The organism is Cernens ardua (assembly GCF_051251085.1).
GTDB lineage: Bacteria > Pseudomonadota > Gammaproteobacteria > Pseudomonadales > Halomonadaceae > Cernens > Cernens ardua.
In genome coordinates, this window is sequence record NZ_JBPCZH010000001.1 from 827,270 (window position 1) to 841,904 (window position 14,635).

General features: G+C 49.2%; 11 protein-coding genes. 3 read left to right on the top strand and 8 right to left on the bottom strand.

What is annotated here, in order from left to right; all coding sequences use genetic code 11:
- The first annotated feature begins 226 nt into the window (after positions 1 to 226).
- Positions 227 to 1,033 (top strand): hypothetical protein, encoded by an 807-nt coding sequence (locus LMG33818_RS03595; RefSeq protein WP_442321975.1) that lies wholly within the window; start codon positions 227 to 229, stop codon positions 1,031 to 1,033.
- Positions 1,034 to 1,397: 364 nt separating this feature from the next.
- Here LMG33818_RS03595 and epmA read toward each other — a convergent pair whose 3' ends face one another.
- Positions 1,398 to 2,417: an EF-P lysine aminoacylase EpmA gene (epmA, locus tag LMG33818_RS03600; RefSeq protein WP_442321976.1), complete on the bottom strand. Its 1,020-nt coding sequence runs from the start codon at positions 2,415 to 2,417 to the stop codon at positions 1,398 to 1,400.
- Positions 2,418 to 2,550: 133 nt separating this feature from the next.
- Positions 2,551 to 3,117 (bottom strand): elongation factor P, encoded by a 567-nt coding sequence (gene efp / locus LMG33818_RS03605; protein ID WP_442321977.1) that lies wholly within the window; start codon positions 3,115 to 3,117, stop codon positions 2,551 to 2,553.
- A 293-nt stretch (positions 3,118 to 3,410) separates the two neighbouring features.
- Between efp and epmB the strand changes: the two genes are divergently transcribed.
- The gene (gene epmB, locus LMG33818_RS03610; protein WP_442321978.1) at positions 3,411 to 4,559 is read left to right on the top strand and encodes an EF-P beta-lysylation protein EpmB; all 1,149 of its coding nucleotides are present in this window, start codon (positions 3,411 to 3,413) and stop codon (positions 4,557 to 4,559) included.
- Between the two features lie 54 nt (positions 4,560 to 4,613).
- On the opposite strand, the gene LMG33818_RS03615 is transcribed toward epmB, so the two are convergent.
- The 6 genes from LMG33818_RS03615 to leuA all read right to left on the bottom strand — a co-directional run bounded on the left by LMG33818_RS03615 (position 4,614) and on the right by leuA (position 12,638).
- Positions 4,614 to 6,635 (bottom strand): FUSC family protein, encoded by a 2,022-nt coding sequence (locus LMG33818_RS03615; RefSeq protein WP_442321979.1) that lies wholly within the window; start codon positions 6,633 to 6,635, stop codon positions 4,614 to 4,616.
- 3 nt (positions 6,636 to 6,638) lie between these two features.
- A complete protein-coding gene (locus LMG33818_RS03620; RefSeq protein ID WP_442321980.1) occupies positions 6,639 to 8,201 on the bottom strand; it encodes an efflux transporter outer membrane subunit in 1,563 nt (520 codons plus the stop codon).
- Positions 8,194 to 9,144, bottom strand: coding sequence for an efflux RND transporter periplasmic adaptor subunit (locus LMG33818_RS03625; protein WP_442321981.1), 951 nt, complete (start codon positions 9,142 to 9,144; stop codon positions 8,194 to 8,196). Before LMG33818_RS03625 ends, LMG33818_RS03620 begins: the two co-directional genes overlap by 8 nt.
- 78 nt (positions 9,145 to 9,222) lie before the next feature.
- Positions 9,223 to 9,624: a DUF1656 domain-containing protein gene (locus LMG33818_RS03630; protein WP_442321982.1), complete on the bottom strand. Its 402-nt coding sequence runs from the start codon at positions 9,622 to 9,624 to the stop codon at positions 9,223 to 9,225.
- Positions 9,625 to 9,709: 85 nt separating this feature from the next.
- Positions 9,710 to 10,330 (bottom strand): TetR/AcrR family transcriptional regulator, encoded by a 621-nt coding sequence (locus LMG33818_RS03635; protein WP_442321983.1) that lies wholly within the window; start codon positions 10,328 to 10,330, stop codon positions 9,710 to 9,712.
- Between the two features lie 577 nt (positions 10,331 to 10,907).
- Positions 10,908 to 12,638, bottom strand: a complete 1,731-nt coding sequence (gene leuA / locus LMG33818_RS03640) for a 2-isopropylmalate synthase (RefSeq protein ID WP_442321984.1) — start codon at positions 12,636 to 12,638, stop codon at positions 10,908 to 10,910.
- Between the two features lie 769 nt (positions 12,639 to 13,407).
- On the opposite strand from leuA, the gene LMG33818_RS03645 reads away from it, so the two are divergent.
- On the top strand, positions 13,408 to 14,577 hold the full coding sequence (locus LMG33818_RS03645) for an MFS transporter (RefSeq protein WP_442321985.1): 1,170 nt from the start codon (positions 13,408 to 13,410) through the stop codon (positions 14,575 to 14,577).
- Positions 14,578 to 14,635: the final 58 nt, after the last annotated feature.

Genomic DNA, 14,635 nt, shown 5'->3' on the forward strand with positions numbered 1-14,635 from the left:
CATCCACTAAATGGCAGCCTTTTGTAACCGAGGCCGGACATCAGCATCATGTAGATTAAACTTATCATGAACAGGCGTAATATGACTCTTTAAAGCGATCTTGCCGATAAATTGACATGACCCACATGTGAATAACTGATTTAATATACAGCACTCAGATAAAAAAAGTGTCAGCCAGTACTGATACCAACATGCATTCTCAACCTCACTATTGTTCAAGGCCCTCATGCTGAAATCCAGATACTTCCCCATTTTTTTTGCTTTCATCATCGTATTGTGTGGAACAGGCTACATCCTCGGGCCAAACGGACGTAATGCAGTCTCAGGGGGGATTCAGCAGGCAATTCACTATTTGCCGCTTTATTTGGTGGCTCTAGTTATTGGTTTGGCTGCCGCTCTTATCGTCAGCCTATTTACCCAGGACAAATCGAAAGATAGAGCCTTTGCCAATACGGCGCTCATCGTCTTCTTGCTGATGGCCGGATTTGGCGTCTTCAAAGGGGGCTGGATCCATGACAATGGCCCGCAGTGGTTAAGGGAGGCGCAAAGCAGAATCACGACTGGCTGGAGTTCTATTGCCGACAGAATTATGGGGAGCTCTTCTACCGAACATGAAAGGGAACACGTGCCCGCTCGTTCTGAACACCAGCCACCGCGGAGAGCATCCGAGCAATCCTCCACACACACGCGTGAAAACAACGAGGGGCAACATCAGGTACAGGCATGGACCAATGCGATTTCACGTCAATTACCAAAACGATTGGATCAGTACACACAGCTTTCGAGCATCCAATACAATGCTCCCAGAAACACGATTGTGATGCGTTATGATGTCGATGGATTCGATTCACTGGGCGTGGATGAAAACCAGTTTACGGATTCAATGCAATCAAACATGTTGAAGCTTTATTGCAGCGGTACTTTTTTCAATACTGTGCTGAACCATAACACGAGTATCTACGCGGCTTACCATTATCATTATGGCGGCGTGATCGGGCACGCAATCGAGCTTCATCCAGCCCAGTGTCGATAACATCCAGGCACATGGCGATGACGGTGATTGCCATTCACCTTCATAAAAAAGCCGCGTTCTCCGCCAAGGGCATAAACGCGGCCACTTTATTCTCTATAATAAGTTGGCTGTTCGGCCGCAAATGCAATAGCCATTACCCTCTTTATACCAATCCACAGATACAAAAAACCAGGTAATGACAGAATCGCTATCAAGGCATCATCGTAGTAGAAGTGACTTGCGGGTCTGGTGTTTTAGAGGGATGTGGCCTTCACTGGCTACTTGGCAACACTTCCCCTTCCTCGATCCGCCATGCGCCGTTTCAGGTATATAATTCAGTCCTATAATTAGAGCCTGTCAGCTTTAGTGTAGGTATCTGAAAGCATCAAGCTCTCGGTGTCGGGAAGGCGATCACCTCTTCCAACCGCGTTTTCCCTGCAGCCAGCATGATCAGTCGATCTACTCCCAAAGCGACACCACTGCAAGGCGGTAATCCCTCGTGCAACGCTTCAATCAGGTAACTATCATGGGGAATTTCATCCTTACCCAAGGCCTGACGCGCTTGTTTATCTGCGTCGAACCGCACCAATTGTTCATCCGCATCAGAAAGTTCGTGATAGCCATTGGCCAGCTCAACACCTTGCCAGTAGAGTTCGAACCGTGAAGCCAGCTCAACACCATCCTCTGGATCGCGATGTTTTTTTGCCAACGCCGCTTGTGAGGCAGGATAATCTACCACCGCATCCATCAATACAACTGGGCCGTCGATCAATTCACCCAAACGCGGTTCAATGACATGGCTGAACAGCAAATCCAGGCAATCATCGCGGGTAAAGCCGGTCGTATCAATTTTACCATGCTGCGCCGTGAGTGCACTGAGGGTTGCTCCCTCTACCGTGAAAGGATCAATATCGAGCCATTGTTGGAATAGCTCCCGATACCGGCGGACACGTAACTGAATGGGCCGCTTGAGCACACGCTCCATCAACTCAATGCACTCTTCCCGCAACATACTCAGGTCATAGCCAGGTTGGTACCACTCCAACATCGTGAATTCGATATTATGACGGCCACCCGATTCACCATCACGAAAGGCTCGAAACAACTGGTAGATAGGCCCACTACCGGCGGCAAGTAAACGTTTCATGTGGAATTCAGGTGATGTCTGGAGCCACAGTGTCTCACGCCCGGCAGGCGTCAGTGCCTTCACACTCAATGAATCCAGCTGCGGATCGACACTGCCTCCATGGGCCGCAATCGGTGTCTCGACTTCCAACACAGCATGTTCGGCAAAAAAACGACGAATGATCGCCAGCTTTTCAGCTCTGAATCGTAATACGTCCAAAGAGGCTGTAGGCCTCCATGTTGCTGCCAGTGTAGATTGAGTCTGCGGTGCCTTTGTCATATATCGTCGTACCTGCTCTTGCTTCTTGTATGGCCATTTATGGGTGGCGCTAACAGCAAAACGCCGACGGAAACGTCGGCGTTCGGCATCATGCTCCTCAGGAACTCATCGCTTCGAAGAGTGGTCCTGACAGTTAGGCACGGCTTACGTATTCACCCGTACGTGTATCAATCTTGAGGACTTCTCCCTGATTGATAAAGAGGGGCACACGCACAACGGCACCGGTGGAGAGCGTAGCGGGCTTGGAACCACCCTGCGCGGTATCGCCTTTCAACCCCGGGTCCGTTTCAGTCACTTCCAATTCAATGAAATTGGGCGGTGTGACAGAGATAGGGTTGTCATTCCACAAGGTAACGATATAAGAGACCTGCTCTTTCAGCCACTTCTCGGTATCGCCTACTGCTTTCTTGTCTGCAGCGAACTGCTCAAAGGAACCGTCGGTTTTCATGAAGTGCCACATTTCACCGTCAGTATAAAGATATTCCATATCCAGCTCGACAACATCCGCTGCTTCCAGTGATTCACCGGATTTGAACGTACGTTCCCAAACACGGCCTGTCATCAGGTTACGCAGTTTTACTCGGTTGAAAGCCTGACCTTTACCGGGCTTTACAAACTCGTTGTCAACGATGGAGCATGGGTCTCCATCCAGCATTACCTTGAGTCCGCCCTTGAATTCATTGGTAGAAAAAGTTGCCATGCATGCCTCTCAAAAAATGACCCTTGTGGCCATGATACTCAATGATGTGATAACTGCGATATACGCAGAGCCTCCACACAGCGGCAACATTGACGTTGATCCGGAAAAGTCACTCGCGCACTTGCAGAAAGAGAGCCCGGAATGAAGAGGAGTACGTCGATGTTACTCACTGTCGATATTACTCACTTGGGGGAGGTTATCGATTACACTAAGCGTATAATCTCATATTTTGCCCGTTGATGCTTGTATATCCCGCCCTTGGACACTGGGACATACACGACAGGAGGAACCCAATGATACCCCGAAGTTCACAACAATTGCAGGCCATTGCGGCAGATAAATCCGCAAAGGGTGAAAAAAGTGGACTGACGGAAGAAACCACGACGCGCCACTTTCAGCAACCGGCACATGAAACAGGTACAGATGACATCGGCTTAGCCTCTGCCGAATTGATCAAGACGCCATCATCGAATTGGCAGACCCAATTGGCAAAAGCCATTAAAACACCCGAGGCACTGTGTGAATTTCTGCAATTGGATCCCGCCTGGCTACCCGGTGCCGACAGTGGTCACGCGCTTTTCAATATTCGTGTTCCCCACGCATACCTTGAACGTATAAAACCTGGAAATCCAAACGATCCATTATTGCGGCAAGTACTTCCCTTGAATGAAGAAAGCCAGGTGTTGGAAGGATTTGTATCTGATCCTCTGGATGAAGCCGAACACCGGCCCTGCCCCGGGTTGATTCACAAGTATAAAAGCCGTGTCCTGTTGATAGGTAGCGGCGCGTGTGCCATCAATTGCCGTTACTGTTTCCGCCGTCACTTCCCCTACTCGGATAACACGCTGTCACAGCAATCACTGGATACGATCGTGAGCTATCTGAAGGCACATCCTGAAATCAATGAAGTCATTCTCTCTGGTGGAGACCCTCTGGCCTCCAGTGACAAGCGCTTGGCCAAAATGGTGGCGGCACTTGAGTCCGTCCCCCATTTAATCAGGCTGCGTATTCATACCCGCCTTCCGGTGGTAATACCCGATCGCGTGGATGAAGCATTGCTCGACTGGTTGCGGAACACACGTCTTCAAACCGTCCTCGTATTGCACATCAATCATCCACAGGAAATTGATCGCGCGGTCGAAAATGCATGTAAAAGGCTAACCACAGCAGGAGTCACACTACTTAATCAAAGTGTTTTGCTACGGGGAGTGAATGATCAGGTCGAGACACTTAAGATGTTATCGGAGACACTATTTGCCATTCGTGTACTGCCCTATTATTTACATGTACTGGACCCAGTGGCAGGCGCTGCCCATTTCGATGTGCCGGATGAAGAGGCAAAATCGCTGGTAGCTGCTTTACGAAAGGAAATATCCGGATTCCTGGTGCCTCGATTGGTCAGGGAAATCCCCGGAGAAGCATCGAAAACGCCCTTACTATAGAAAACAGCAGCTATCATCGGTCAATTTGCGACTTCCACTCTACTCGAAACGTATTCATGATACCTCCGGCTCGGCCGTGGTGAAGGTTCGTCGCATACCGTAAAGCCCTAACAAGGCTTCATCACGTACGCTTTGTTTTTTGACCTCGTTCAATTGCGATAAAAGCATATCCAGTTTGCTGATCAGTAAATCAGGTACAGGCAGTTCTTTACCAGCACGCGATTGCTGTCGATAGTGGCTTGAAATTCCGTGGAGGATCTCATCCACTTGATGGCGAGTTTCCGGAAGGAGATCCCCCCTGATTTGGCGAACTTGAAGAATATTCAAACCTAACCGAATCTCCTTCAGCATATCGACGGAAGCTAGCTCATGAGACGTTTTACCGGCCTGAGCCAGGCGAGGCGCCAGCAAATTCAATAAATCGAACATACGAGCAGTAAACTGCAGGCGATCCTGAAGACCATGCCCAGCTGCTGCTTCGGCCAATAGCCCCCATGTTTGCTTAACCAGTCGACGTGCAGTGACATCAGCGCCCAAGGTACGCACTATACGCGTAATCACCATGACGAAAATGATACCGATCAACATCGCCAGGGAACTGTTTACAAAGGTTTCGAAATCAGCACTGTAGGAATCACGCAACGTCAACTGTACCAACAGGTTAACAATCAACGTTAGGGAATAGAGAAACGTGGCAGGTTTGGCCATCAGCAGGCCGAGTGGAAGCAATACGACACCAAGCACAAACGCGAGCGCGGCAAAGCTGCTGACCATTGGCAAGACACCAAACACGATAATGCCTGCCATCAGGCAAGCAAGAGCACTTCCGGAAAGGAACATCCGCATACCTACCGTAGGATCGTCCATGCCGACGAAGAAGGCGGCTACTACTGCTGCAATCATGGCGCCATTGGCACCGGTCGTCCAACCGAACTCGATCCATACGATGCAGTATGCCATCAGCGAAAGGCCTGCGGCCAAGGACGAGAACACGATCATACTGAAATCAAAATGATAATTGTGAGGTATCCGCGGAACCAACAGGCGCAACTTGATACGGCGCCGCGGGGCTTTCGAGCTACGCCCCAACGTATCGCGTACTTCGCAGCAATCCCACCATAGTTTCAGCAATTGAACCAAACGGAGACTCAGTGCATTGTTGATCAAGTCAGAAAGCGCTACGGCCCCTTCAATGGTACGCGCTTCAACTTTATGGACCAGAAGATTCAATGAATCTTCATCCAGAGGTTCATCCGTCATGATCCAGTCATCAATTTCATCCAATAGCGTTTTCCACTCATCAGGAACACCTTTAGCCCCTTCGGACAAGGCCATAAGTGCATCATGAATGGATGACAGGATATTCAGAAGGACCTTGAGTCGATCCCCCATACGCTCCAACAAGCTGATTTCGGTTGCAAGTCGCCGATCATCATGCTGAAGGCCATGAATCATCGAATCCAGCTGGGAAAGATCAGCAGCCATACGGTTACGCGAAGCCGAAATTTCGTTATCTCCCATCAGCACATGATGAATCCACTGCTGCCCCCCGGAAAGCCACGTGTCAGCCCGTTCAGTCAGCGTAGTACGTACACGTTTGGGGAAAACAACGGCTGCAACAACGGCAGAGAGTATAGCTCCCAACATGATCTCCTCTGCACGGGAGACCACTGTCTGGAAGATATTGCTGGCATCATCCACGGATGGAAAGCTGATAAAGGAGGCCGTATAGCCGGCCAACATGAACACATACCCCATGGGGGAACGGTTGAGTTGGGAGACAAACAGGCAGGCTGTCAACCAAAGGGAGAGAAAAAAACAGAGCACCAACGGTGTCTGGACAAAGTTGGGAACCAATATCAGAACTGCTACACAGCCTAAAAGTGTACCAAGAGAACGATGCAACCCTTTGGCATTAATCGCGCCAACAAGCCCTGGGTTGAAAACAATGTACACCGTCATGATCGCCCAATAAGGGCGATCCAGTGCATTGACCTGGGAGATATAGAGCGCCGCCATCGCCGCAATATACAGTTTTATGGAAACCAGCCACGCCTGTCGATCGAAAATCAGCAAGAATCAGCCCTCATCGATAATCGAATCATTCCCATGAGCATCTCCATGGGAGGTAGCGATACCACGGGAAGCATGAGCCGTATTCGGCTGATCTTTGTTTCCGTTATGGTTTTGTGGTGAATTCCCACGAATGGCAGAGTGTTGCCATCCCCCACCCAACGCCATGAAGAGCTGGATCTGATCATTCGTGACCTGCGCTTCCTGTGCCGCAACCGCATTACGTGCATGCACGAGGACACGCTGGGCATCCAGACTGGAGATGTAAGGCACACGCCCCAACTGGTAGCGACGTTGGTTCTGCGTGGAAGCCAACTGCGCCTGATCACGCGCACCTTCCAATGACTGTAAGCGGTCAAGGTCTTCCGCATACTGATCCAGCGAGGTTTGGACTTCCTGAAGAGCGCTCAACACCGTTTTATCAAAGCGTGCGAAAGCTCCTTGTGCATTGGCACGCATTTCACGTACGCGCGCATAGGCGCCCGAGGTGGGCACCTGCCAGGAGATCAGAGGACCAAACGACCATTGCCGCGTAGGCGAATGTGTAAAAGAGGAGATGCGTCCTACATATCCCCCGGATGTTCCGAAACTTATTTGCGGATAAAGATCAGCAGTCGCGACACCCACCAGTGCGGTATCAGAGGCCAGCTGGCGTTCCGCCTGACGAATATCAGGACGACGTGCCAACAGCATCCGTCCATTACCAATGGGTAGTGGCTGGGTGAGCTGGGGTGGGCGCTGACACGCGACAACTTTGGCCGAAATATCGCCGGGGGTTCTTCCCAATAACGTACTAAGTTGATTGATTGCCGTCTGCTTACTGATTTCCAATGGCGGTATGCTGGCTTGAACCTGATCCACCAATGCCTGCTGACCGGCCACATCGGTCACCGTACCACGTCCGGCCGCGACCAAACGCTGAGCTACATTCAGTGAACGCTGTTGAATAGCCAGTGTCTCGCGCATGACGGCCAATTGGTTATTGGCGTTACAGATATTCATGTAACTACCCGTGACTTCCCCCACAACATTCACGCGAGCCATGTCTAGAGCTGCCTGCACCGCCTGCGTATTGTCACGGGCCGCTTCTACGCCTCGACTGATTTTGCCGAAAAAATCGAAATCATAGGACACATTTCCTACCAACGAAGCAACATTGGCTGGAGGAATACGTGCATCCTGCAAAAAGGCCTGTCCGGACCGAGCCGCTCGATCTGCTCCGGCCGTTGCTCCCATGCTGAACCCTCCAGCTGAAAGTGCCTGATCATACACAGCCTGCGAGCTTTTAAGATTGGCCAGGGCTATACGTAGATCCGTATTCGCTTCCAATGCAGATTCAATCAGATCATTCAGCGTCGCATCGTGATAGAGCATCCACCATTGTGACGGTAACGGTTTATCTGCTGCGATTGCCGGGTTATGGACATGATGAAAATCACCATTGGCACTCGACTTGTTGTAATCCGCATTATGCGGAAGCACATAATCTGGCCCTACAGGATGACAGGCCGACAATAGTAGCGATAGAGCACCCATTGTGCCCACACGGCGCATCCCTGCTTTAATCATGAGAGGCTCCATCACGTGAAGCATGGGCTTGAGCATCGGATTGGACATAAATCGTTGCCGTGCGCCCGGCGACCAATTCAACACCTTTCGGCACACTATCAATAGCAATGCGAACAGGAATACGCTGCGCCAAACGTACCCATTCGAACTGGGGTGTCACGTTGGGAATCAGATCGGAACCTTGCGAGCTATATCGATTAACGATGCCCGCTGCGATGCTCTCTATGTGACCGTGGAGCGTTTGGGACTGCCCCATCAATTGAATTTTAACCGGCGAATCAACATGCAGATGGCTGAAACGCGTCTCCTCCAGATAGGCCTCGATGTGCAACGTAGAGGTTTCAAGAATGGCCAGAGCATTTTGCCCTGCGTGCGCATAACTACCTGCGCGAATAATGCCATCGTTAAGGCGGCCATTGCTCGGCGCACGTACCACGGTACGGCGCAAATCCAGATTGGCTTTTGCCAGATTGGCTTCAGCAGTCTGCACCGTTGCTTGCGCTGCCTGTAAATCAGCCTTGGCAGAAGCAAGCTTTGCCCGGCGCGATTGTGCATCTTCAGTAGAGACCAAATTACCCAGGGCACGGTCACGAGCCACTTCGCGTGCCAGTTCTTCTACCTGAGCCTGTTGCTGCACCACCCCTGCGTTTGCTTCATCCAATTGACCTTTGGCCTGTGCAACCGCTATCCGGTAATGCGACTGGTCAATCGTAAAGAGAACCTGCCCTTTTTGGACACTGGCGTTATCCTTGACATCCACTCGTTCAACAATCCCCGAAACGTCCGGCGCCAACGTGACGATATCTTCAGCAACATGCGCATCCCGCGTCCACGGAAGATCCATGTAATACCGCCATAAAGCGTGGAGTACGAATAACGCGCAGATCACCACAAACAGGGTAATCACGACGCGAAAGGTCAGGAAGGTTGATAGCTTTTTCACAGTCAGAATTCACATGCTTATAACGAGGACATTACATGGATTGGAACCGATACACTGACGCATGGCAGAACGGCATGTTTATATCACTCGATGTAGGTAAAACAGAGCACCCAGGATCATAAAATAGAGTGCCAGATTAAAAAGCGGTGGGTGCCAGACAAACCGGTATGCATCCAGATGAGTCAGTCCCCAGTCCACCAGTTGTAACAGTAGATAGGCGAACATCGCCATGATTAAAAGCGTCGGCACAAAAACACCGTACACTGAATATTCTTCAAACATGATCTGAAGTATCCAACCTGAACTCACGTTAGCCAATAGACATGCTTGCAAGCGTTTGGCCATCCCCGACAAAGGAAGTACCAATGTCGTACAAGCGCCATATACGTCTCGCGAGATCAAGCCATGAAGAGTGGTGAAACGGTCAAGGAGCAAAAATGACCGGTCGATCACTTTAACCACGAAATGAAAACGATGCAATAGCTAAAGTAACTTTGCACACTCATTTCGTTACGTTCACAAACAATTTCGGCGCAGGATTGTCGAACTTATATGAAATAAAGTTCTATATGAAACAAAGCTCTATTTGCGCTTCCATGACGGAAGCCAGGTCAATCGGTTTCTTGGGCGAAATGATGCCGTTATTCATCAAGCTGCTCCACATGGGAGCCGTAGCTATTTCCGGGTGTTTCATGAGCACAGGGGTTCTGAGCTCCCCTCTTTCGTCCGCCAGTTTTATATATCGTTCAAAAAACTGATTGAATGGTTCATAAACCTGTTCCCGATAAACGTCAGCAAGGAAAGTGAATTTCCCACCATCAGATAATACGAAACTCGTTACCGTAGGCGTTTCAAACGATTCGATATTACGAATAATAGGCAGGATAATGCGCTTGAGAAAATCGGAAACGCTTTCCGACTCTTCCATAACCGCCTGATTGGCCAGGTTGAAAGGATCGAAGATAACTTCGCGTACCATGGCGATAAACATATCTTCCTTCGTTTTGAAGTAAAGATAGAGAGTCCCCTTGGCCACTTTGGCCCTTTTGGCGACGCCCGCCATCGTGGTATGCGCGAACCCATTATTCAAAAATTCACGATGGGCAGCCTTGACGATAGCGGCGCGTGTACGAGCCGTTTTATCCGGACTTGGGCCTCGTGTACGGCAGGCGGTCTTGGAAGTCATATGGGCAGTGATTCCTGATACACGTTGAAACTGGTTCTTTATAGCAAATGATAGCAACGCTTCGTTTGTTCTCCCCTGCCCTGATTTCGTCTTGGCATAATTCCATTGGGACGTTCAACGGGCTCTCACATGCATGAATACAAGGGGGACTTTCCAGGTAATAATTCGAAAAAAAAGCCCCCATAATCGAATATTACGGAAGCTTCCGGTGTTCAACAGTACAGGAAAGTACTCGTTAAACTGTCCCGTTGAAAAATAGCGTCAGAAATACACGTTCTCAAAAGAACGATATAGCCATGTCCAGACGGATGTTAACTTATTCAAATATATAACCACTTGAATACAGCCTCGTCGGATATTCAGAAGTGCTGTCGATGGTACTTGCTACATGAACAGAAAATTTACCAACATGAACAGAAAATTTACGAACATGGACAAGGATGATTGTAACAACCTCTAGACTGCATGCGGCTACATTAGTTTACAGTTTAGAGGCTGATACAGGATATGGCTACTGTAAATTCACCATGTGAATAAATCTTCTTCAGGTAGCTAAAGTTTCGCTCATCCCGAACAATCATTTCACTTCTGAATCGCTCGGAACGCCCGTTGCTTTCACTGCAAGAGAAGGAGCTCTATCCAATGCAGAGAGCGCTGCCAACAAGGTAGCCGTCGTTGTATTGGCATGAATACCCACACCAAAGAATGCGCGACCCTTCACACGAAGCTCCACAAAGGCAACAGCCTCTGCTCGCGCCCCACCCCGGCCCCGCGAGCTCTCCTGGTAATCAACAACATCCAGGTCAAAGCCATGATTATTCAACCCATCAATAAGTGCCGAAAGCGGGCCATTACCTTCCCCTTGAATATCGAGGGGTTCGGGTTCATGCGGCGTTTGTATATTGGCCTGGATGGAAACAGAATCGCCCTGTTCCGTAATACGCTGGTCGGTCAGGTGATAGGGGGCACTACGGCAATATTCCTCCACGAATGTTTGGTGGATCATTTCAGAGGTGATTTCCTTGCCCGTCCTGTCAGCCACTGCCTGCACCACATGGCTGAACTCAATCGACAGCCGACGGGGCAACGCAATGCCATGATCCTGTTCCAGCAAATAGGAAATCCCACCTTTACCCGACTGGCTGTTTACGCGGATCACCGCTTCATAGGTACGTCCTACATCCAGTGGATCAACAGGCAGATAAGGGACATTCCACAACGGAGTTTCCCCTGCTTCAAGCGCCGCATCCCGTTTGTTCATGCCTTTTTTGATCGCATCCTGATGCGATCCTGAAAAAGCAGTAAAGACCAGATCCCCGACATACGGATGACGTGGATGGACAGGAAGCTGATTACAATGCTCGACTTCGCGCATCACCGTGGTCAGATCAGAAACATCCAACTCAGGATCAATCCCCTGTACGTAAAGATTCATTGCCAGCGTGATGAGGTCAACATTACCGGTACGCTCGCCATTACCGAATAATGTACCTTCAATACGGTCTGCACCAGCCATGATGCCCAGTTCTGCAGCGGCGACGCCAGTCCCCCTGTCATTGTGGGTATGCAAACTGACAATTGCGCGACGGCGCTCACGTAAATGCGTGCAGAACCATTCGATTTGGTCAGCATATACATTGGGTGTCGCCACTTCGACCGTTGCAGGCAAATTGAGGATCACTGGCTGCTCGGGTGTGGCACCCCATGCATCCATAACGGCTTCACATACTGCCAAAGAGTAATCAAGTTCTGTTGTAGTAAAGTGCTCTGGCGAGTACTGGAAGGTCCAGGTGGTCTCCGGGTGCTCATCCATCAGTTCGCGTACCAGTTTGGCATGTGTTACCGCCAATGATTCACACTGAGCTTTATCCAGATGGAGAACCGTGTCGCGGAACAACGGTGAAGTAGCGTTATACAGATGCACAATCGCTTTATTGGCACCTTGTAACGCTTCAAAGGTTTTGCGGATCAGAGGTTCACGCGCGGGCGTCAATACCTGAAGAGTGACATCATCAGGGACCTTTCCTTCCTCGATCAGTTCACGAAGAAAGTCAAAATCAGTCTGCGATGCAGATGGAAAGCCCACTTCAATTTGCTTGAAGCCCATTTCCACCAAAAGATCGAAAAAACGCCGTTTACGCTCGGAATTCATTGGATCAACCAGAGACTGATTGCCATCACGTAGATCAACGCTCGCCCAAATGGGGGCTTTTTCAATGCGCTTATCAGGCCATTGGCGGTTTTTAAGCGTCACCACGTCAAACGGACGATATTTACCTACCGTTGGGGCGTTGTCGCTTGTAGTCATGGTTATTCTCCGGATTACCAGTGCAATTGGGGTGGGCTTTACTTCTATCAGTGCTATGTTCTGCATCTCTTCATAACCCCGAAATTTCCGATGGCTATGAATACTTTATGATTTTGAAATCCTTGATAATCCTGAATTTCCTGATACAGAAATTCCTCTCATTACGAAAAAATCCATAACATGAGAACCGGCGGAATTCTTGCACGTAAAGCTCTACAAAAATGAGTTGCCAAGCTTTGCTGAAGAAGATGACACGATTTCAAAAATATATACGCAAAAATGCTGCATGTCAAAATCTTTAAAGTATTTTATACTCTAAAAACAAGATAAGTTGTCATAATATTTCGAATAAACAACTTTTAAAGATATATAACAAACGCACAATATACCGCTTGCCGAATTAAAAGCACGGGTAAAAGCAACTTCCTGCTGAATCGAAAATTATTTGTTCTCTCTTTATGTGCTCCTGCACTGTTCATCAGTGACCAGTAAAATTTACGATTAGTGATAACGCTACTGCCGCAAAATAAGTAAAATCATGAAAATATCTGCATAATTCATATTTGAATTCAGTGGCGGACGCGCAGGAAAAACCCATATACCGAAAGAATAATTGGACACATGGGAAAGGGGCGATGTGGATTGGGGCTCCGTGCCTCGATGCAGATGAATGACGAATGTCAAATAGCCCGATAGCATTGATGATCAAATTTCAACGAAAGACTGTAACAGGTTGATTTAAAAACAATTAATGGATAGTGAGGGTTTCATGCCTTTAGGTTTATGGGCGCTGGCCATTGGCGCATTTGGAATTGGTACAACCGAATTCCTTATCAGTGGCATATTGAACCAGATTGCGCATACCTTTCAGGTCACTATTCCTCAAGCCGGATACGTAGCTACTGCATATGCACTCGGGGTATTTATATCCGCACCTATCGTGGCCATTATTGGATCACGGTTTCCCCGAAAATACGTCTTGATGGGATGTGCTGCCCTATTCACCCTGGGCAACCTTATAACGGCCTTTGCTCCCTCGCTGGAAGTCGCCATCATTGGGCGTGTCATTACGGCGCTGAATCACGGAGGATTTTTTGGGATCGGTTCCCTCGTTGCCTCTTCTCTCGTCGACAAATCGAAAAAGGCACAGGCCATAGCGTTCATGTTTGCCGGTATGGCGGTTGCCAACCTGCTAGGTATTCCTTTCGGCACCTGGTTGTCTCAGGTCATAGGCTGGCAACATGTGTTTATTGCTATCGGTGCTATTGGCATCCTGACATTGCTGGGAATCCTTTTTCTACTACCTGTTGATACACGGCACGGCCAGACGGATGTCACCTCTGAACTTCGAGCTTTCATGGACCCACAGGTCCTACTTGCCATGGGCATTACAGTACTTGGCCCCTCTGCCTTTTTTATTGGCATCACTTACATCGAACCCATGGCGCTTCACATTACGGGCCTTCAAACGTCCGACATTACAGTATTAATGGTTCTTTTTGGACTTGGCCTTGTTGTGGGCAACTATCTGGGAGGAAAATGTGCTGATCGCAGCCTTTTCGGAACACTGCTTGTTTCACTCTTGCTACAAGGTATCGCGCTTTTCTTTATGTGGCTGGATGCCAGAAGTGCCATCGTCGTCGGTATCATGGTGTTTTTCATGGCTGCCTTTGGTTTTGCGACAGTCTCACCGATTCAGAAACTGGTAATGGAACGCGCCAGTGCCGCGGGTGCAGCTACGTTGGCGGCCTCTGTCAATATCGGTATGTTTAATCTCGGCAATGCATTGGGGGCAGCGCTGGGAGGTTTCACCATCCATTCAGGCTTTGGACTTGCCTCCCCTGCCTGGGCAGGTGCTGGTCTATCATTCGCAGCGTTGATTCTGGCTCTGATAGCCTATAAAACGAACCGTCCTGTTGAAGAAATACAGGCTACCTGAAAATGCAGGAACATCGGCGATAAAGGCATGCCATCGGATATAAGAACAGAGAATTGAT